At 36.3% G+C, this 20,120-nt stretch carries 16 protein-coding genes; 1 reads left to right on the forward strand and 15 read right to left on the reverse strand.

What is annotated here, in order from left to right; translation table 11 throughout:
- From IGI87_RS08290 to IGI87_RS08345, 12 genes are all read right to left on the reverse strand, one after another.
- Positions 1-1,809: a glycoside hydrolase family 35 protein gene (locus IGI87_RS08290; protein ID WP_438736634.1), complete on the reverse strand. Its 1,809-nt coding sequence runs from the start codon at positions 1,807-1,809 to the stop codon at positions 1-3.
- A 32-nt stretch (positions 1,810-1,841) separates the two neighbouring features.
- Positions 1,842-2,783 (reverse strand): hexose kinase, encoded by a 942-nt coding sequence (locus IGI87_RS08295; protein ID WP_438736636.1) that lies wholly within the window; start codon positions 2,781-2,783, stop codon positions 1,842-1,844.
- A 15-nt stretch (positions 2,784-2,798) separates the two neighbouring features.
- Positions 2,799-3,794, reverse strand: a complete 996-nt coding sequence (gene lacD, locus IGI87_RS08300; protein WP_104854048.1) for a tagatose-bisphosphate aldolase — start codon at positions 3,792-3,794, stop codon at positions 2,799-2,801.
- Positions 3,795-3,816: 22 nt separating this feature from the next.
- Positions 3,817-4,989 (reverse strand): SIS domain-containing protein, encoded by a 1,173-nt coding sequence (gene agaS / locus IGI87_RS08305; protein WP_113794189.1) that lies wholly within the window; start codon positions 4,987-4,989, stop codon positions 3,817-3,819.
- An 11-nt stretch (positions 4,990-5,000) separates the two neighbouring features.
- A complete protein-coding gene (locus IGI87_RS08310; RefSeq protein ID WP_104854050.1) occupies positions 5,001-5,732 on the reverse strand; it encodes a GntR family transcriptional regulator in 732 nt (243 codons plus the stop codon).
- Positions 5,733-6,003: 271 nt separating this feature from the next.
- Positions 6,004-6,834, reverse strand: coding sequence for a manganese catalase family protein (locus IGI87_RS08315; RefSeq protein ID WP_104854051.1), 831 nt, complete (start codon positions 6,832-6,834; stop codon positions 6,004-6,006).
- Between the two features lie 36 nt (positions 6,835-6,870).
- On the reverse strand, positions 6,871-7,809 hold the full coding sequence (locus IGI87_RS08320; RefSeq protein WP_104854052.1) for a magnesium transporter CorA family protein: 939 nt from the start codon (positions 7,807-7,809) through the stop codon (positions 6,871-6,873).
- Positions 7,810-7,939: 130 nt separating this feature from the next.
- Positions 7,940-8,842 carry a glycosyltransferase family 8 protein gene (locus IGI87_RS08325; RefSeq protein WP_113794191.1) on the reverse strand — a complete coding sequence of 301 codons (903 nt, stop codon included), beginning with the start codon at positions 8,840-8,842 and terminating at the stop codon, positions 7,940-7,942.
- Positions 8,832-9,677, reverse strand: a complete 846-nt coding sequence (locus IGI87_RS08330) for a glycosyltransferase family 8 protein (RefSeq protein WP_113794193.1) — start codon at positions 9,675-9,677, stop codon at positions 8,832-8,834. Before IGI87_RS08330 ends, IGI87_RS08325 begins: the two co-directional genes overlap by 11 nt.
- 368 nt (positions 9,678-10,045) lie before the next feature.
- A complete protein-coding gene (locus IGI87_RS08335) occupies positions 10,046-12,214 on the reverse strand; it encodes an L-type lectin-domain containing protein (protein ID WP_438736639.1) in 2,169 nt (722 codons plus the stop codon).
- Between the two features lie 2 nt (positions 12,215-12,216).
- Positions 12,217-13,260 carry a WxL protein host-binding domain-containing protein gene (locus IGI87_RS08340; protein WP_438736641.1) on the reverse strand — a complete coding sequence of 348 codons (1,044 nt, stop codon included), beginning with the start codon at positions 13,258-13,260 and terminating at the stop codon, positions 12,217-12,219.
- 89 nt (positions 13,261-13,349) lie between these two features.
- Entirely contained in the window at positions 13,350-13,925 is a 576-nt protein-coding gene (locus tag IGI87_RS08345) for a WxL domain-containing protein (RefSeq protein ID WP_438736643.1), read from the reverse strand.
- Between the two features lie 202 nt (positions 13,926-14,127).
- Here IGI87_RS08345 and IGI87_RS08350 point away from each other — a divergent pair, with 202 nt between their 5' ends.
- The gene (locus tag IGI87_RS08350; RefSeq protein ID WP_104854058.1) at positions 14,128-14,967 is read left to right on the forward strand and encodes a helix-turn-helix domain-containing protein; all 840 of its coding nucleotides are present in this window, start codon (positions 14,128-14,130) and stop codon (positions 14,965-14,967) included.
- Positions 14,968-15,114: 147 nt separating this feature from the next.
- Here the strand turns inward: IGI87_RS08350 and IGI87_RS08355 are convergent, their stop codons facing one another.
- The 3 genes from IGI87_RS08355 to IGI87_RS08365 form a co-directional block, all read right to left on the reverse strand.
- The gene (locus IGI87_RS08355; RefSeq protein WP_438736645.1) at positions 15,115-17,175 is read right to left on the reverse strand and encodes an LTA synthase family protein; all 2,061 of its coding nucleotides are present in this window, start codon (positions 17,173-17,175) and stop codon (positions 15,115-15,117) included.
- A 41-nt stretch (positions 17,176-17,216) separates the two neighbouring features.
- Positions 17,217-18,605: an MFS transporter gene (locus IGI87_RS08360; protein ID WP_438736647.1), complete on the reverse strand. Its 1,389-nt coding sequence runs from the start codon at positions 18,603-18,605 to the stop codon at positions 17,217-17,219.
- A 380-nt stretch (positions 18,606-18,985) separates the two neighbouring features.
- Positions 18,986-19,840 carry a LysR family transcriptional regulator gene (locus IGI87_RS08365; protein ID WP_104854066.1) on the reverse strand — a complete coding sequence of 285 codons (855 nt, stop codon included), beginning with the start codon at positions 19,838-19,840 and terminating at the stop codon, positions 18,986-18,988.
- Positions 19,841-20,120: the final 280 nt, after the last annotated feature.

Below are 20,120 nucleotides of genomic sequence, written 5' to 3' on the forward strand. Positions count from 1 at the left end.
TCATCCCTCTTTCATTTCTTTATATAGTGGTTCTTTTACTAACCGAATTTCTGGTTGGTACGTTCCTTCCGTTTCAAAAATGACGATCTCATTTTGCCCTTCTTTTAATAATCCTTTGGGAATATATAAGGAAAGCGTCGGACCAACATTCCAGAAACGACCAAGATTGGTTTGGTTAACAAAAACAATTCCTCTGCCGAATTTAGAAACATCAATAAATGTATCTTTCACTTCTGCTAACTCCACATGATACTGGTAAAAGCTTGGTTGATCAGGTTGCCATTCTCTTGAATAGTCTACCTGTTCACAGCTTGTCATAGGTAAACAATATTGTTGCCATTGCGTCATAAAATGTAAATCTGCCATGACACCCGTTCGAATCCCTTTTTTCTGAGTATCTGCAAATAGTTTATGCCCGTAATTGACACGACCCATATTTTCCATTAAAACATCGATTTGATTATTCTCTTGCGGCAGTGTAACGTAAATATCTTCACCGATTTCCGTTTGATATTGCGTTGCTTGATGTATCTGATTGACAAATAATTGCAGACGATCACGACCGTCAATCACTCTTAGCTTTTCTTCTGCAGCATCTTTTTCAATGCTTGTTCGGTAAAGAAGATAACCTGTATTTTGTCCTAATTGTTCCATGGTTTGCGGATAAACACTGATTACTGGCTGACTAATCGTTTCTAAGGTCGCAAACAAACTCACTTTGTTGGTTAAAGGAATTGCTGTTTGCGCAAAAGATTCTTTTACTAATGGCTCAGCTTGTGGTAACGCAGGATACTCCTCGTGAAGCATTTTTTGTAACGCAAAATACTTTGCGGTTGGGTTCCCTTGTTCATCAAGTGGCGCATCATAATCATAGGAAGTGATTTGTGGTAAATCAATGGTTCCTCGTGCGGAGCAGCCATTCATAAACCCAAAATTGGTGCCACCATGAAACATATATAAGTTGATACTGCCTAATGCTAATGCTTCTCTAACTGATTCAGCCAATTCTTGCGGATCTCGTTTAATAATTGGCTCTTTCCAACGATTAAACCAGCCATCCCAAAATTCCATACACATTAACGGCCATTTTTTACCATGTTCTTCAAAAAAGGCTTGCATCATACCGAAATTTTCTTTAGCTTTTGAGCCAAAATTCCCAGTTACTAAAATATCATCTTCAATCATGCTGCCTGCCCGCAATGTTGCGCGCCATGGCCCGTCAGAAGTAAATAATGGTACTGTCACGCCACGTTCAATCATTAAATCACGAATCGCTCGTAAATACGCTTTTTCTTCGCCAAATGAACCATATTCGTTTTCGATTTGAATCATTAAAATATTGCCACCGTTAGCAAGTTGATGCGGAACAATTTTTTCCATTAAAACATCATAATATTCCGCAACATGCTTCAGATAGGTTGAATCATTTGAACGCATCCGTCCTGGTAAATTTAATAACCATGCTGGAAAACCGCCAAACTCCCATTCTGCACAAATATAAGGAGACGGCCGCACAATCGCATATAGTCCAAGTTCTTGTGCTAATTTTAAAAAGCGCTCCAAATCTAATATTCCCTCAAAATGAAATGTTCCCTTTTGCGGTTCATGTAAATTCCATGGCACATATGTCTCAACTGTATTGAAGCCTAAAGCTTTCAAATTATAAAGTGAATGATACCAATCTGAGGCATCTACACGAAAATAATGAATAGCGCCTGATAAAATTTTAAATGGTTGACCATTTAAAAGAAATTCCTCTTTAATTTCAAATCTGTCCACATTGCCACCCTTTCTAGTAAACGCTTTCAATTCCTGGATAATTGCTAAATAAAGAGAGCTCTTTATTTAGCAATTTCGACTACTTGGATGTTCATAAGATGTTTGTTCACGTTTTCTACGTCTACATGCCCAGTCGTTCTTTCTTGGGCATTAGCCATTCCGGCCGCCATGCCCCATTTTAGCAGTTCAGAAGCTAGGGCATCCTTCGCTAGTCCATATGCCAGACCAGCAATGGTTGCATCTCCTGAACCAACAGGATTTTTAGCTTGAATCGTTGGAATTTTTACACGGTAGAACTGATCGTGGTGTTTGGCAATTGCACCATCTTTTCCTAAAGACACGACAATCCATTCAATTCCAGCAAACATTGGTTTTGTTAAAGCTGTTTGTACAGTTGCTAACGGATTTTCTGAAAAATCTTGCTCTAGCAATCCTTCTAGTTCCTCTAAATTAGGTTTAATTAAATACGGTTTCCATGGTCCTTGAAGAACTTGCCTTAAACTATCACCAGAAGTATCTAGTAGCACTTTAACCTCTTGTGCGTGAGCTTTTTGAACTAATTCTTGATAAAAATTTGATGGTAATCCTTTCGCCAAACTTCCAGAAATTGTGACAATTTCTGCTTGCTTAATTAATTGATCGAAATTTTCAAGGAAGTCGCTGATTTCTTCTGGGGAAACAGTCGGTCCAGCTTCTAAAATTTCAGTTTGCTTCCCCTCGTGCAAAATCGCAATCGAATCACGCGTTTCTTCTTTGATTGACGTAAATGCTTGGGGGATGTTTGCTTTCTTTAACTCGTTTGCAATAAACGCCCCATGAAAACCACCAAGAACGCCGGTAGCGATAACATCTCCACCTAAATCATGAATAACGCGAGTGACATTTAGTCCTTTGCCACCAGGGGTTTTGGTCACCTGACTGGTCCGATTAACGGTATCAAGCTTTAGATGATCTAATAGGTAGGAGATGTCAATTGACGGATTCATTGTTACTGTTACTATCACAGCTATGCCTCCCAATTACCCTTCGTTTACTTGAACTTTCGCATGCCAAGAGCTGGCGGTTGCTGCGATGACTTCATTTAAACTTTCAATGTTTTCTCGGCCTTCTGTTTTTAACCAATCACAAGCCGCAGTTTCTCCTGCTTCAACGAAAGGTTTCACGCCATTTTTCCACGTAGCACGGCCACATAAAACACCATTAAATGTTGAACTAGCTTCTTTAGCGAAACGTAGTGTTTCTTGGAATAGCTCTGTTGAGACACCGGCACTTAAAAAGATAAATGGTAAATCAGTGGCTTGACTTTGTTCTAAGAAATAATTCGCCGCTTCCTCTTTTGTATACGCTGTTTCAGCCGGCGCAAAACCTTCTACAAAATTCATATTAACTGGAACTTCCACTTTCAATACATCTACTTTATATTGGGGTTTAGAAAATTCTTTCATCATTTCATTCACTTTATGCGGTTTAACTTTTGCATATTCTAAAGAAGTTGCATCTGCTATTTGTGCATCGTAAGAAACTAATTCTAAGTAAAATGGTAGGTCTTCTTCTGCACATTCACTCCCTAAGCGTTCAATAAATACATGTTTTTGATGATTGATTTCTGGATCCTCATCCACATCATAGTAGAGTAAAAATTTAATCGCATCTGCGCCTTCTTCTTTCAAGCGTAAAACAGACCAATCTGCTAGTAAATCAGGCAATCGTCCCGGAGTTGTTGCATCATAGCCCGTTTTTTCATAAGCGAGTAACAATCCAGCCTCGGTATCGCGTGCTTTTGCAGCAGGTAATCCATATTCTGGATCCAATAAAATGGCGGACGCATAAGGTGTCAATTCTTTCGAGACTAATTCTTTAAACGTTTCAATTTGTGCATCAGTTGGCTCTACATCTAGCGCTTTGATCATTTTTTTCAAGGCACCTCGTTGATCAATGGCTAATGCGCTAATGATTCCTTCTTGGGTTGACAAACGATCCATTGCCGCTTTTTTTCCAGCTGTTAACGTAAGCATAGTTCCTCCTCCAAATGTTGTATTATTTATAGTCATAAATCGTTACGCCTTTAACCACACGATTCACTGTACCTGTCGGTGAAGGGGTATCCGGTTTATTTCCAACTTTAATAGATGTTAAAAGTGCGACTGTTTGGGCTACCATGATATCTGCTAATGCTAAATAGCCATCAGGTAACAGCGCTGTTTCTGCGGAATATTCAATAGTCGAACCTGTGAAATTACGTTTGCCAGGTTGAGCAATCGCAAAAACACCCGCCGCAATTTCGTCACCGTGAACTTCTTCTAAGATATCCAAGTCATAATCTCTTGTGTATGGTGTATTATTAACAAAGCCAAACATTATTGTTTTTTCGTTAATAAATGATTTTGGTCCATGACGGAAGCCCATGGAAGAGTCAAAAATCGTGGCAACTTTGCCGGCTGTTAGTTCTAAAATTTTCAATTGTGCTTCTCTTGTCAAACCAGCTAAACTTCCAGAACCAACATAAACAATTCGTTCAAAATCAAGGTTAACAATTTCATTTAATTCTTCTTCACGAGATAACACTTCTTCACCCAATTTGATTAAAGCGGTTACATAATCTTGTTTTTGCTCAACGGCTGTTTGATCAAAGAGTAGTAATGTGCCTAAGGTCATGCAAGAAAAACTACCAGTCATTGCAAAACCACCATCATTGGAACGTGTTGGCATTAAGAATAAAAAGCTGTTCTCTTCTTTTTGGCTTATTTGTGCCAGTTGTCCTTCTTCGGCACAAGTAATCGCTAAATGATGAATTGTTTCAACCGCTTGATTAGCCACTTCAACTGCCGCTAAACTTTCAGGACTATTCCCACTTCTTGCAAACGAAACTAACAATGTTGGTTCGTCTTTAATCAGATAATCTTCTGGTTTGGCCACAATATCGGTTGTCCCGATACTCTCGAATGAAAAGGCTTGTGTGTCGCCATATGCTCGGAGATAAGGTACAACAGTATCACCGACATATTGCGAAGTTCCTGCTCCTGTAAAAATTACTCTTGTGCGTTTCCCTTGCGCTTTCGCTTGGACTTCTTTTAAAAAGTTTTCCAAAGCTGCTTGATTTTTATGATACAGGGTCACGGTTTCTTGCCAAAGCTCAGGTTGCTGACGAATTTCACGTGTCGTGATTTCCGCTCCTAACTGTTCTAGTTCTTCTTTTTCTGCTGTAAACATACTAAACTCTCCTAACTATTCCGAATATGGCGTATCTGATAATGAAATTGGTCTGCTCGCGCCACACTCAACGTAAATTCAATAATTTCATTTTTCATGTTATATGTCTGACGTGCTAAATGAAGGACTGGCGCTCCTTCTGGAATCATCAATAATTTGGCATCTTCTTTTGAAGCAATACTAGCGTATAATTCTTCATCAGCTAAGCGTATGGTTTGCTTAAAATCTTCCGAAAACAGATCATATAATGGTTTGCTACGTAACAATTGATCCGTGAGTGATAAGAAAAATTTCACAGGCAAGTATGTGTCTTCAACCATTAATGGCTCGTTATCAGCAATCCGCAACCGACTTAATTTAAAAACTGCCTCTCCTAACGAAAGATTCAAATGCTGACAAATAAATTTATCCGCTTCCAATTTTTCGAAGGATAAAATACGCGTATGCGGTTTTCGGCCGAGTCCTTTCATTTGTTCTGTAAAACTATAGGCGCCAGCTAAATCAGCGGCCTCTTTTTTTATATCTGAAACAAATGTTCCTTTGCCATGACGGCGATAGATGGAACCTCTATTTTCTAGTTCTTGTAGCGCTAACCGGACCGTCGTCCGACTCACCCCATATTGTGCAGTCAATTCACGTTCCGAGGGCAACTTGTCATGAGGAATCATGCATGTTTCGATTCGTTCCTGCAGCAAATCGACAAGTTGATGATACAAAGCTTTGTTTTTAAAGGCATTTTCCATAACTTTCTCCTTTACCTTAACTGGTTATAACCACAAACCAATAGTAAGGTGGTTTTTTTTATTTTGTCAATAAAAAGCATCAATAAATATCTTTACATCGCCACACCCCCTGTATAACAGCGTTTGCATTTTTTTATTTTTCTTTGTTTTAATATTTTTTTCCTAAAGAAATCACCTTGTTATAAAAAACCACCCTTAAATATGATACCAGTTAATAAAAAAAAGATTCTCTAAACGAGAATCTTTTTTCATATATAGCTAGAGGTATCTTTTATTTTTTTAATTTCGGTGTACCGTACATTTTAGGTGTAACAGGCTTTAAGTTAGGTGCTTTCCCTTCAATTTTTGGTTCTTTCAACCATTGATATTCTCCTTCTCCATCTAATGCTTTACCACTAGCCCATGAGCCTTGACTGCTTTCATCTCCTTCAGAAAAGTTATAGAAATCATAGGCAATATCCAAACGTTCTTCTTCTCTAGGAAAAGTACTTGGAACTAAGATAGAGCCCTCTTTTGTTTCCAGTTCCTTCACTGCGCTTGCCCATAAATTTTGGTGATAGCTATCTCTAGCTAAAAGGACAGAAAGTAAATCTTTCACTCCACGGTCATCAATCATTTCATAAATTCGAGCAACTTGTAAGCGTCCTTGGGATTCTGCATTTAAATTAGCACGAAAATCAGCTAACATGTTCCCACTAGCAATAATGTACCCACCACTCCAGGGATTTCCAACGCTATCTGCGGGACGTGGCCCTAAACCAGCAACAATCGCATGCTGGGGATTCATTCCAGAAATAATTGCCCCAATTGTTGGATCTTTTTTCATTGCTTCTTCTTGGTCTTCCACTGGCGCTCCTTCAAGTAGACGAGCGACCATTGTCGCAAGCATTTCAACGTGGCCCAACTCTTCAGTAGCAATATCCATTAACATATCTTTATACTTTTCTTCTCCACGACAGCTCCATCCTTGGAATAAATACTGCATTGCTACACTCATTTCACCGTACTGTCCACCAATTAATTCTTGAAGATACTTTGCAATTAACGGATTCGGTTTGTCTGGTTTCGCTTCAAACTGTAATTCTTTTTGATGTCTAAACATGATTCATCCTCCTATATAATAAATTTTAATTCCTCTTTATTTTGAATAATCTTTTTTGTAAAGATGGTAACCAAAGGCCACTGCGATAATGAGCGCACCTAGGACGACTAATAAAAAACCTAGCCCAGAACTTTTACCTGGTAAGCCCCCGGTATTCATACCCCAGATGCCAGCAATCATCGCTGGAATTGAAATAATTAATGCCGCTGAATCAAGATATTTCATTAAATGGTTTAATTGGTTATCCATCATTCCGCTAAAAAGATTGCCAATACTTTCTAAAAGGTCTCTATAAATCGAAATCATTTTTTCGGTTTGTCGTTGTCTCAATTGAACGTCATAAAGTAGTTTTTTATCGGATAATCGCTGAACAAACTGGGAAGATTGCCAGAGTAATTCTAAGGTGCTTTTTTGATCCCTTAACGTATGATCAATGTAAACGATTTCTCTTTCTAAATCAGCTTGTTTGTACAATTCCTCGTTTTCTGTAGTCATACGTGCTTTTTTATCTAGACGATCGATCCGTTGTTTCTTTTCCTTCAACTCCTCTACGTAATGTGAGTAGATATCTAAAATCGCATACGTTATTAATTTCTCAAATGTATCTATTTTGTAATCATATTTTTCTAATAAACGATCAAAAAAATGATTGTTTCCATTAGTACATGTAATTAAAAGGTTTTCTGAAGAAATAAACGAAATAGGTACTATACGTTCCTCAATGTTCTTGCCCTCTTTCAAAAGATTCATAAGCACTAGCGAAATCGGTTGTTTCAACATCGTATCCGAAAGAGTTTCAAAACGAGAAACTTCTTCTGGATACGACGTACCTACAAAAATATCTTGAGGAAAATTATACTCTTTAATTATTCTTTCAATTACCTTGTTTTCACTAGTGTCAATGACTAACCAGTTAAAATCTTTTTCTTCTGTCTCCCTCACTCGTTCCCCACCAATAAAGTAGTACTTGGGCATTATAAATCTCTCCTTCTAAAAAATATTTCGAGTAAACACACAATGCCTGGCGCAAATTAATCTTCTTTACGTCTCCACTTTTCTGCAGTAATTAATTGAGGTGTACCTCTATTATTCTAAATAACAAGGGTTATTGAACGTGCTCAACAGCTTTACTATTTTTGGCATAAGAAAGATATTTACTAAATGTTTTTGCACATCGAAAGGCAGTCATATTCGCGTATTGGTCATAATAATATTTTGTTCTGCCTTGAAATTCTTTGGTCCAAGGTTTGACATGGCCAGTAAAGTGGATAATGGATGGTGCTCTTCTCGTTTCTTCATATTGTCTTTCTCCGTATATTGTTGGATGCCTTTTCGCTTTTGACATTATATAGCCTTGTGCATTCCACTTGGGATGTAACAGGGTCCAACGATCATGTAAAATAGCATTCAATGCATCTTGATCATGGAAACGTAATTTTTCTGGATTTTGTTCAATAAATGTTAAGACTTTAGTAGTTACATCTAAATCCAACCATTTTTTAACATCGATTAGCAACAAGCCTGAGTTAAAATAACACATAGATTCTGCGGGAATCGCCATTTTTTCCAAACGTTGGTGGAAACCTGCATCTTCAACAGCGGCGATAATATTTTCACCTAAATCTACTGTCCATAATTTTGCGACATCATCCAAGGCAATCATGTCACAATCCATATATAAAAGCCGGTCAATATGGCTGCCTCTAAATAACTCTGGAATTGCAATTCTATAATAGGCTGTTTCGGGAATCCGCTCACTTGTTACAACGTTTTTGAAAAAGTGAGGATTAATTTTTAAAAATGTTAACTCTGCGTTGATTTGTGTATGTTTAATCGTAAAATACAGTAGCTGCTTGCTTTCAAAGTTGATATTGTCATCAATCACATAAAAATGAACAGCGGCTGCTGAGGGACTATTTTTTAAAATTGAAACAAACATAGCAGCAAGATGTGGTACAAAGTTGGTATTGCAACAAGAGACGATTGCTAATTCTTTTCTATTTTCCATTTCTTGCACCTACTTTCTTTAGCTTGTTTAGATAAAGAGCTGTATAAGGATGATTTTCTAATGTATTCCAAGGTTTATCATGACCAGTAAAATGAATAATCGCTGGTTCTTGATTTCCCGCTGTATATAATTTTTGGTAGGCTTCATTGGGCGCTTCATGACGATTAAATACTAAAGATGTCTGCATATTCCATCTCGGTTCTAAAGCTAACCAGTCTTCATAAAGAACGGCGTTTAAGGCATCTTGATCATGATAGACAATCCGATCTCCGTTTTCTTCTAGATACTGAATTGTTTTTTGGGTGATTGCTTTCTCGTTCCACCGATCAACATCAATAATCATGACCCCTGAATTAAAATAATAATCGGATGAATGGATACCCAAACGTTTTAAGGCATATGCTTGACCAGGGTCAATCACTGCGCCAATCGTTTGGTTCGCTAATGGCGTATCATACAACTGGACAATATCATCTAAAACAAGCGTGTCTGCATCTAAATAAAGGACTTTTTTATAGCTATATTTTTGTAAAATTGATGGCAAAGAAATTCGTAAGTAAGCGGTCGTTGTAATATGGTCACTCACTAAAAAATTTTGATAGACTTCTTTGTCTACTGTTAAGAATTCAACAGTCGCACTTTGTGAATAACTACTAACCGTCTCTTGGAGTGCTTTTTTGCTAGATATAGATAATCCATCATCAATCACATAGAAATGAATTGACCTATTCGAATGACAATTTTCTAAAACAGTCGTTATCATCACATTCAAATAAGGAGCATAATTTTCGTCTGAAGCTGTCACAATTGGCACAATCTTCTGTGTTTTTCTCATCAAAACCACTCTCCTCTTTCATCTTTTTATAGCTAAGTTCATAACCAGAATAGGACTGAAAAAATATTTATGCAAATGATACGCTTTGACAAACATAATTAAATTATAAAAAAAATATATTTTATTACTATTAAAAAATATTTATGAGGAAACAAAAAAAATCATATACTCTTATTTTACGGACATATTATACGCAATAAAACCTATATAATACTATTCCTACTATTTTTTATTTTTGATAAAAACAACCATTCGAAATCCCCTTATTTATTTTAATATTTTTTAAAATAGTATTACCAATAAAAAACTGACTACTCAGTTAAGTAGTCAGTTTTTTTATTCAATGATCTTTAAAAATATTCTAATTTTTAAGGCTTAACTTCTGATAACCGCCATCTAACATTTCCTGAATACCGTCCCGGTATAACTTTTAAAGGATCAGCTTTAAAACGAAAATAGAGATCATAATCATTTAAACTTTTAGTTATATCCTTACCTTCTACTTCTTGCTTTAGAATTAACTGTTCATCTTTGGTTAATTGAAAAAGTAATGTTTGAGTATTCTTTTCAAAAAAACAAAGTGACACGTCTTGTCCCCAGTTTTCTATTTGTTCAACGATAGTTGCTAGTTGTCCACTTAATTCCCAAGAATGACTGCTTGTATTTGTAATCGTCAGCAAATCGTTCTCCTGTAAATTTTCTATTTTCATATAAAAATAGCCATCTTCACGCTTCGTTTGAACTAATTCGTTGATTGTCAAAGTGTTGCCAACAAAAGCTGTAGGAACTGTTGCTAATTCTACAATTCCTTTGAAATCAATGGCTTGAATTTTGGTTTCTGATTGATTTCCTTCAGCATCTACTGTATACATACCTACGTAATACATTTTTTCGGGTTGAAGCTGTGAAGTCTCGTATTCAATAGTTGTTTCAAAGTTCTCCGTTAAATTTTCTCTCGAAAGATGTGCTTTTTCAGAAAAGGTAGTCGTAGCTAATTCTTCTTCTGAAACGATAGGACTCATAAACAGTTTAGTTGAAGTGGAATTTTCATCTTCAATTTGAACAGGCAGATAGGCCTTTCGTTTTTGTCGTACAATTTGAGGAGACTGAGCTGCCTCCGTTGCAGAAGAATGACCAGTTGTAATTGTCGGCATCCATTTCCCTGTTAGCTTGTAATAATGGACAGCGGGATCACCGGTAGTCACTGGTTTAGAAAAAGCATTCCCGGAAAAAGTACTAGAAACAGGAATAGTTAAATCCAGCCGGCTATTTATTTGAACGAACTTGTTTTTCACTTTGAAATAAAGACCATACAACGTGCCTCTTTCAAGTGCCGGTAATGTAATAACTATTTTGTCTTTTTCTCTTGTAAAAGCAAGTGCTTGTCCCCCCGTTGGTTGAGCGCCTGTGCCTATTTCTTGAGCACTCCCGAAGTAAACCTTATTCTCTAGCACTTCAAAGTTATCAGGGAGTGTCATTTGAATCCTCGTCCCAGCTTGTAGACGAAGTAAATCACTTGTTTGTAAATAATCAATCGCTGTCATATACGTGATTTCTTGACTTCTGTCGACCGAATGAACTTCATTTTGAGGAATCCCAGTATCTGCTAGCAATTGGTTATCCGCTGATTGTACGACACCCGTACGTAATTGCAAATCTACCAGCCCTTCCACATTTGTAAATGAAATAGCTTTTGCTTGTGCATAGCCCCCATTTGCTCCAGTAAACCCAAAATAAACACGTTTATTTTCATTTAAGCCTAAGTTATTTTTAAACTCCGTATCCACAGGAATCGTAATATTTAAGGCATAATCAGGAACAGAATAGGTAAATGTTCCCGCTTCTCGTTTAAATTCCACGACAAATTTATGCCACTTACTATCAGATAAATCTGCCACTCCTTTTTCATTTCGGTGATGAAGGACTTTGTCAATCTTAAAAATACCATCTTTTGTATAGGAAGTTTCTGCCCCCGGATAAGCCCAGGCAATATGATGGCCTTTGGAACTTGTATCACGATCCATCATGCCATCATTTGCAATAAGATTACTATTATTGTTATAGAAGGTGTCAAATTCAATCGCCACACTGTTAGGAATTGCCCCTTTACTTAGCGGTGTAGAATCTCCTGTGTTTGCCCATACCCCAATCGTTGGACCAGTTTCTGCGGCTATTGCTGTCGGACCATTACTTTGCATAACAAACGTTAATCCATCACTATCATTTGCTACATTTTCAATATAAAAAGCCATCTCAATTTTAAAATCATTTGTGAAACTCACTGGATTATTAAACCAAACTGCCCCACTAGAACTCGGTGTTGTATCATTAATCTGAACATAGCGGTGATTTTCAGATCCACTTGGACTTCCCGCTTTTCCTACCGTCGAAATCATCGTTTGATCGATTGGTAATGTCTCAAATTCTGGTTCAATGATTGCCGCTAACCCTTCACTGGGGAAGAAAAATAGACCACCAAAGAAAAGTGGTAAACAGGAAAGCAAAAAAAACAAAACGCTTAATTTGCTGGGCTTCATTCTTAATTCACCCTCCTTTTATTTTTTAATTGGTAATATTTCCAAAGCAAGCCCAGAATGGCTAGTAAAAACACAATTAGCATGCCAACTAAAATTGAAAATATAATAGCTTCATCTTTCTGTTTCGCAAAAAAGACTGTTTTTTGATTAATTGCTTTCGCTTGAGCAGCAGAAACAGTTAACGAGTCATCGAACACCCAGTTGCCTTTTGAGGAATGAATTGCGATATGAACATTATATGTTCCAGATTTTAAAGTTTCTTCCTTTAACTCTGTTAAAATTGGCATTAAGGAGTTAGGAGCAATTTGATAGTTGTCTGCTTTTTTTGCACCAATTATTTTTTTATTTGTTTTATCATAGACAGTTGTCTCAACGTTTACCTTACCAAGCGCGGTAGGCTGGTTGTTTATCAAGGTACTTTTGATGGCTACAGCATCATTTTTAATGACAGGCTCAGTTTTGTCAAAAAGTAAATTAGGTAATGGTAGTGATCCTAATTCACTGCGTAACCGTACACCAATTTGGGTTAGATATTTTGCTTGAATCATTGAATGCATTGCTTTTTCTTGGTTTGGGGAAGTAATTGTTTCAAAAGCAAAAGCACCTAGCATCTCACCAGTAATTTTGTATCGTTGACTATCTAATTGAAACGAAACTTTTTTACTTTCAGAAGGCTGCATCCTTATAATTTGTTGTTTTGGTTCAACAAATTGAGTAAATGACTGCCCTTGATACATTTCTGCAGTTTCACGGCTTTGATACGCAATTATGCCCGTAGATGTTGTATAACTGTTTAAAGCACTCGCTTTTACTTGCAATGTTTGTTCAGATGTATTTGTAACTAAAAGAGTCAACGTTTGTTTATTTTCCTGAAGATATAAATCAAAATATGTAGCTTCTGACACTTGATTTTCAGGATACTCGGGTGTCACAGTAAAAGTGGTCGTTTCCGCCTCTGCAGACAGTACTTTACTGTTTATACCAAAAAATATGCTGCATAATGTGAAAAAAAATAACAAAAAAGTGGTGTTACATTTGACAGCCATGCTCTCTCCTCCTAACAGTCAAAATTTCAACTTTATTGTTGAGCCATTTAACTAACAAACAAATTACTAAATTTTTTGTTCATGTTGCTTCATTCAGGAGTATAAGCGTTTGTTAACACCCAAGTAACCGTTCCTCTGTAGCGGCCACTATTAATATTTTGTTTTGGAAAAGTTAACGTCGTGTTTGATAAATCAAATTCATTCGCTGCCAATCCTGTTGTTCCACTTGCACTAGCAACAAGTGTCGGCTCAGTTGTGCCAGCATCAATCGTTGTCGTAGCAGTAACCGTCGCATCGCCTTTTGCGCGTGTGGTTGCTAAATTTAATTTCGCAGATTGTAATTTTACGTTATTTTCATTTTTAATATCTGAGAGTTTTAATGACAACATCCAACCAGATTCGTTTGGCCCTCGATAATCAGATACTTTTGTTATCTCTGGTGTTCCAGTCAATGTTTGATCAGATTCCGCAACATCTTGAATCGTTAACTCTCCAAAATTAAAGTTAGAAACTGCGTCTAAACTTAAGATTCCTGGTTGAATTGTCAAAGATGCTTCACTTGTCAATTCAGCTGTTGGGTTCGCTTCGGCAGCATACGAATTGATTGCTCCACCTCCCAAAGTCAATCCCAGTACCGCTATTGTCGATAAAATACTTTTTTTCATCCTATCCCATCCTTTTTAAAATTTTCAAAAAATGAACTTAACTATCTAAATGATAATTAGTCTGAATTGGAGCATAACACAAGATGTTTTTCTTTAAAAAAAAAGATGTACTATAAGTCATTTTCATAAGAGCAAGACCTTTCTATGATGGTATAATAGGGAAACAGAAAGAAATTTTCAGAGACCAAGGAGGTAAACTGACGTGTATGGTCAAACAATCAGAAAAATTCGAAAAGACAAAGGGTTAACTCAAAAAGATGTTTGCCAAGGGGTTGTGACACTGAGCTATTACAGCCGAATTGAACGAAACATTAGTATCCCTACCATTGATATATTTATGGAGATCATAAAAAATTTGAATGTTCGATTAGAAGAATTTATGTATATTCACAATGGCTATCAGAAAGCTTTAAAAGATCAGACTTGGTTTGAGATTACCGAACTTTATCATGCAGGAAATATGAAAGGTCTTGAGGACTATAAAACAGCGATTTTAACTGGAAAACTGCCACACGAAGAAGAAATTACGATTCAATTAATTAACCTGTTTATTTATCGCTTGGGCGGCAATGTCGTTGCCGAAAATATAACCAATATTGTTCAAAACTTGATGAACTTAGAAAATTGGACAAGTAGGGAAGTCACAATGTTCATTACGATTATGGACGAAATTCCTATCGAAACTTTGTTAATTATTGTCAATCGATTGCTCAAAAAAAGAAATCTTTATTCTGCTTCTGATGGCTACAATTCTCCTTATAGCAAAATACTCATCAATACCATCCTTCTCTGTGTAAACAACAAGTATCTTAACGAAGGGCTAAGTTATATGAAACAGTTTCGAGAAACGTTAGAAATTCGAGATTTATTCGGAAAAACAATGGCTTTATTCTTAGAGGGGTTGCTTTGCTATGCCAAAGGAGCACAACTTGCGGGTACCAAAAAAGTGAGTGAGGCGTTTCAAATTTTTCATTTATTAGAGATGGATAATTTTTCTCGCAAGTATCAACAATACTTTGAGTATATTAAAACTATCTATTGATATATTCATTTTTTGACTTTTACAGTATTTACTACTATCTCTAAAAAACTATTATAAAAACTAAAGGACAAAAATCTAAAATGATTTTTGTCCTTTACTTCATACAAGATTCTCTTCCCCTTACAAAAGTTATCCTTCTTAAATAATCTATGGCGTAGTCGGATAATTTTGAACTGTCGTTTGATTGCCATTTTGACTAAACAAGCTAGTCGATTGTGCATTTTTTTGTTTTTCTACTTCTAAGACTTTATTTTTTTCAAAAGCCACATCATAGTTGTAGTCCTTTGGTTGCACTTCTTGGAATCCTTGTGGTTTATAAAAACGTAAAAGGTTTTCCTGATTTAATTTGTCAGATAAACTTAACGATTTTTTCACCCAATCGTTATCTTTCGTGACTTCTGCTTGTAAATCTGCTGGAACTTGGTCTAATTTTTTCCCTTGATTGTTGTAGATCTCCCCACCTAGATAAGAAAATTGAGGCGTTACAAAATCGCCATTTCTAAAAGGAACCACTTGTTTATATTGAGGGGATAAAAGGTCCGTGCCAAAATGGATATAATTTTTATCATCGATGCCTAAAAGATGGTACAGTGTCGGTAAAACGTCAATTTCTCCACCATATTCGTGCATGATTTTCCCTTGCGTATAGCCGGGCATGTAAAACATTAAGGGCACTCTTTGCAATTGCGCATTGTCATAGTTTGTCCACGTCTTTGGATCGCGGTTGAAGGCTTTACATAAGTCCTTGTTGTTCGCGTCTGAAATACCAAAGTGGTCACCATAAATAACAAAAATAGAATGATTATATAAACTAGTTGTTTGCAAGTAATGGAAAAATTGTTCTAGCGATTGATCCAAATAGTGCGCTGTTCGAACATAATCATCCACAATCGAATTGCCTGTGTTCAATTTAGGAAACGGAAAGTTTTGATCATCCGTATAATAAGGGGTATGATTGGTCACAGTTAAAAACTTCGCATAGAATGGCTGCTGTAAATGCTCAAGCTCACTAGCTGATTCCCGCAACAATTGTTTATCTAAAATACCGTAACCTAGCATTTTGTCATCTTTTGAAAAATATGACCGATCAAAAAAGTATTGATAACCTAAGTTTTTATACACATGGTCTCGATTCCAAAAACTCCCCACATTTCCATGGAAAACAGCGGTTGTATAGCCTTTTTGTCCTAAAACAGCGGGAGCCGCTTCGAAAGTATTGTCTGATCCTAATTGTGTAAAAAGAGAGCCTTGCGGTAACCCGAATGTTCCTGTTTCTAACATGTTCTCCGCATCACTCGTTTTTCCTTGCCCGACTTCATGAAAGAAATTATCAAAACTGATTGTCGCTTTGTTTTGATAGAGCTGATTTAAAAACGGTGTAACCTCTTGGCCTTGGACTTTCATATTAATCAAAAATTGTTGAAAACTTTCTAAATGAATCACAAATACATTTTTTCCTTTAGCAATCCCGGCATACTGCGGATTAAGCGGTAAGTTATTCTGCTTGGTAAATTTCATGATTTCAGGTAATTCGTTTGAACTAGCTTCTGCTCTTACCTCATTTGACATGGCTGTTTTGACACCATCGATGGCTGTGAATGCATCCAAACCAAGATATTTTACAATATAATTACGATCAAAAATTCTTTGAAGCAATTGAGGACGATCGGTTTCGCTTAAAAATAAGTTAACCGAAAAGAGCAAGACGCTTAAACAACTAATTGAGATCGCCAGTCTTCTATTGATAGGTTTGGTCATAAAGACTTGATGATTCCGTCGCTGTTTAAAAGAGTAAAATACCAAAACAAGCAGCACTAAAGTATCTAGCCAATAAAAGACATCGTGGACCCTCATTAAGGCAAGTAAATCAACAGAAATCCCTTCTGAAACTTTTGAAAAACCAAAAACAGATTGGATGGTAATAAAGTCAGTGAATTCACGATAAAAAATAATATTCAAATATAAAATTAATGTATTTAAAACATTTAAAAGAGTTAAGCTAAGCATAAACGTTTTATGCTTTTTAAAATACAAACTAAAGCCAAATAATAACAACGTAGTAGCAACTGGATTGAACCACAAAATTTCTCGCTGGAGACTGCCCTTAACGCCCAATGAGAAATCTAGATAATACGCCAGAATCGTTTTTGCCCAAAAGAGTAAAACAAAAAATAGAAAGAGTCCTAATCGGTTATTTATTTTTTTCATCTAAGTTTGTCTTCCTTTCCCTTCAAAAAAATCTTGATTTGTTAAAAATAAAACTTAACTTTGCGCAAAGACTTTTTCGCTAGCGCAGAATTGGATAAATAACTTAAAAAGATAATCGCAATGGCACAGCATGCAAATAAAAGCCATACGTTTGTAAAAGGCGTTCGAGTAAGTGAACTAGTAATAGGCTTTGTAATTAAAAGACTTGGTAGCGCGACCCCTAAAGAATTGCCAATTTGCTTACATGTCACCGCAATTGCGGCTGCCGTTCCTGACTGAGAAAGTGGCATTCCTTCAATCGCTGTAATGGTAATCGGTGCGTTTAGCATCCCAAATCCAATACCTAAAAAGATATAAATAACAAACAAAATAATCATAGGCGTCGTTTTAGTCACAAATAATTGTAAAAAGCTAACAGCCAACATTGAAATACCACAAAGAATAATAGGACGTTTTGTTCCTATTTTCCCTACCATTTCTCCGGCTCTCGGGGCAACAATAAAACTAACAAAAGCCAAAGGAATGGTTGATAAGCCAGCTGCCAACGGGCTGAAGCCTCTCATCTCTTGCAAATATAGCGTGTTTAAAAATAAATAGCCGTTATATATGATAAAACCAAAAATAGCTAAAAAAGAAGCCGATGTAAATGGAATAGATAAAAAGAAGCGCGGGTTGATTAACGGATTGTCAATGTTATATTCATAAATAAAGAAAATAACAATAGCTAAGCAGCCGATTATCCCAGTACTTAAAATATCTGGCGAGAAAAAACCTTTTCTAGGTAGTCCGATAATGGAATAGATAGAACTAAATAGAAAAAGAATCATCAATGCTTGGCCAACAAAATCATTTTTCGCCGTTTTCTCTACTCTTGACTCAGGTACAAACTTTTTTGTAAGGATGATTGCCGCTGCAATGATCGGTACATTTACAAAAAAGACATACCGCCAGCTAAAATAAGAAACAATCAGTCCGCCAATAATCGGGCCCATTCCTAAGGAAATCCCTGTAACAGAGCCCCACAAGCCGATTGCTTTAGCTCGTTCTAACTTTTCGGTAAATACCTGTGTAATAATAGACATTGCTACCGGATTTAACATGGAACCACCAATCCCTTGCAACATGCGAAACGCAATCAATTGTCCAGGCGTTTGTGAAATCCCACATAGGAAAGATGCTAAACCAAAACAGGCTAAGCCCAACTGAAGGACTCGTTTACGACCAATTCGATCCGCTGTAGATCCAGACAACAATAACAAGGATGCCACCATTAAAGTGTACCCATCTGTTACCCACTGTAATGTAGACAAATTCGTGTGAAATTCACTCTGAATGGACGGTAAGGCAACGTTGACAACCGTAACATCCATGGTTACTATAAACAAACTCATGCAACAAGTGTACAAAATAACTTTTTTTCTATCGATCATAAAAACAGGCCTTTCTAGCAACTACATAAAACAGGAAATACAACAATGACACCTAAACTTCTAGCGACACGGTTATCGCAAGTACTCACATATCAACAATTCTTTATATAACTTGCTATTTAGTTATTTTATTCTAAAAAAGTAAATCTTTAGATAGCCAAACTATACACCAGAACCCACTTAAATTGAACCGTAATAGATACGATTTATTGATTCTTAAGTTATTAAATTATTGAACATTCCGTTCAGAAATATCGAACAGTCCCATGATTTACCACCTCTTTTAAACAATGAACACCAAAAATAGCCTTATCCGCATCAGAAGTAAATCTAAGCGAATAAAGCTATTTTTGGTAACTATTCCGAAGTAATTTTAATGGCTAAGTCTCTAGCAACTTTTGTAAAGTTGCCTTGACTTGATTAGGTTGGACAAAAACCGAACTGGAAACATTTCGGTATAAATAAAATTTTTGTTTTCGTTCAATCGGTAAAAAGAAGAGTTTAGAATCAATTTCCTGCAGTTGTTCTTTCCGAAGAGAGATCACCGCATAAACTCCTTTACTTTTTTCAATGAGACGAGTAAGCATCAACGTATCGTAGCAACAAACAAGCGGACTTGTTAATTGCAACATTTCTAGCACATTCTTGGTAGCTTCTAAGTGATCTAAGTGATGAGGCAAAAATAGAAATGGATAGTTAGTCAAACAAGTGAAGTCTTCTTCCTCAATTTCTTGTTTAATTTCTCTTGAAACACAAAGATACATTTTTAGTTCAATTAATTGTTCTTTCTTTAAAACTGGACTATTCACGTCTGCAGAAGTAATCACAAAATCTAACTCATGATTCTCCAATTTATTCAATAACTCAAACGATGAACCATGATAACATTCCCAAAAACGATTCAGTTGACTCTCATTTTCTGTCACTTTATACATTAGGGACGTATTTCCAAAACCTAAACGCATCACTGGATTCTCAATCATTTCGTGCAGATTAAGTTTCATTTTCTTAGCCTCGTTTAAAATGATATAGACAGATTGGACGATTTTATCACCATAAGAATTTAACGTCAAAGAATTACCGTTACGGTCAAAAAGTAAATGGCCCAATTCACTTTCCAAATCTCTTAATGATGCGCTTAAGGTTGATTTACTAACATGGAGTTCAGAGGCTGCTTTGGAAATACTATTATATTTTGCAATAGTATAAAAGTATTCTAATTTTTCAATGGTCATCTTTTGTCATCCCTTTTATTCAAATTCATATGCCCACACAACCTGTTCAAAACACGCCTCACTCTTTATCAATAGCGTAGTTACTTTTGTACTAATAAGCTATGTCCATCTTGTTATTCTTCTATAACTAATGTTAGATAGATATGGAAGTGCCTTCAGTAAAACTTTTTCTATTTTACGCAAATTAACTTAAGAAATGCCATTTCAATTCTTCTCTAAAAAAGGTAAGATAAATACAGAAAATGTTTCCGCTTCCATCCCCTTTTGCTTTAAGATTCAG

Source organism: Enterococcus sp. DIV1444a, from assembly GCF_051712125.1.
Taxonomy (GTDB): Bacteria; Bacillota; Bacilli; order Lactobacillales; family Enterococcaceae; genus Enterococcus; species Enterococcus faecalis.

Bases quoted from the DNA above. Each gene is read 5' to 3' on its own strand.
- lacD (WP_104854048.1), bottom strand. From the start codon at position 3,794: ATGCTTACGTTAACAGCTGGAAAAAAAGCGGCAATGGATCGTTTGTCA.
- agaS (WP_113794189.1), bottom strand. From the start codon at position 4,989: ATGTTTACAGCAGAAAAAGAAGAACTAGAACAGTTAGGAGCGGAAATC.
- IGI87_RS08310 (WP_104854050.1), bottom strand. From the start codon at position 5,732: ATGGAAAATGCCTTTAAAAACAAAGCTTTGTATCATCAACTTGTCGAT.
- IGI87_RS08315 (WP_104854051.1), bottom strand. From the start codon at position 6,834: ATGTTTAGACATCAAAAAGAATTACAGTTTGAAGCGAAACCAGACAAA.
- IGI87_RS08320 (WP_104854052.1), bottom strand. From the start codon at position 7,809: ATGCCCAAGTACTACTTTATTGGTGGGGAACGAGTGAGGGAGACAGAA.
- IGI87_RS08325 (WP_113794191.1), bottom strand. From the start codon at position 8,842: ATGGAAAATAGAAAAGAATTAGCAATCGTCTCTTGTTGCAATACCAAC.
- IGI87_RS08330 (WP_113794193.1), bottom strand. From the start codon at position 9,677: ATGAGAAAAACACAGAAGATTGTGCCAATTGTGACAGCTTCAGACGAA.
- IGI87_RS08335 (WP_438736639.1), bottom strand. From the start codon at position 12,214: ATGAAGCCCAGCAAATTAAGCGTTTTGTTTTTTTTGCTTTCCTGTTTA.
- IGI87_RS08340 (WP_438736641.1), bottom strand. From the start codon at position 13,260: ATGGCTGTCAAATGTAACACCACTTTTTTGTTATTTTTTTTCACATTA.
- IGI87_RS08345 (WP_438736643.1), bottom strand. From the start codon at position 13,925: ATGAAAAAAAGTATTTTATCGACAATAGCGGTACTGGGATTGACTTTG.
- IGI87_RS08355 (WP_438736645.1), bottom strand. From the start codon at position 17,175: ATGAAAAAAATAAATAACCGATTAGGACTCTTTCTATTTTTTGTTTTA.
- IGI87_RS08360 (WP_438736647.1), bottom strand. From the start codon at position 18,605: ATGATCGATAGAAAAAAAGTTATTTTGTACACTTGTTGCATGAGTTTG.
- IGI87_RS08365 (WP_104854066.1), bottom strand. From the start codon at position 19,840: ATGACCATTGAAAAATTAGAATACTTTTATACTATTGCAAAATATAAT.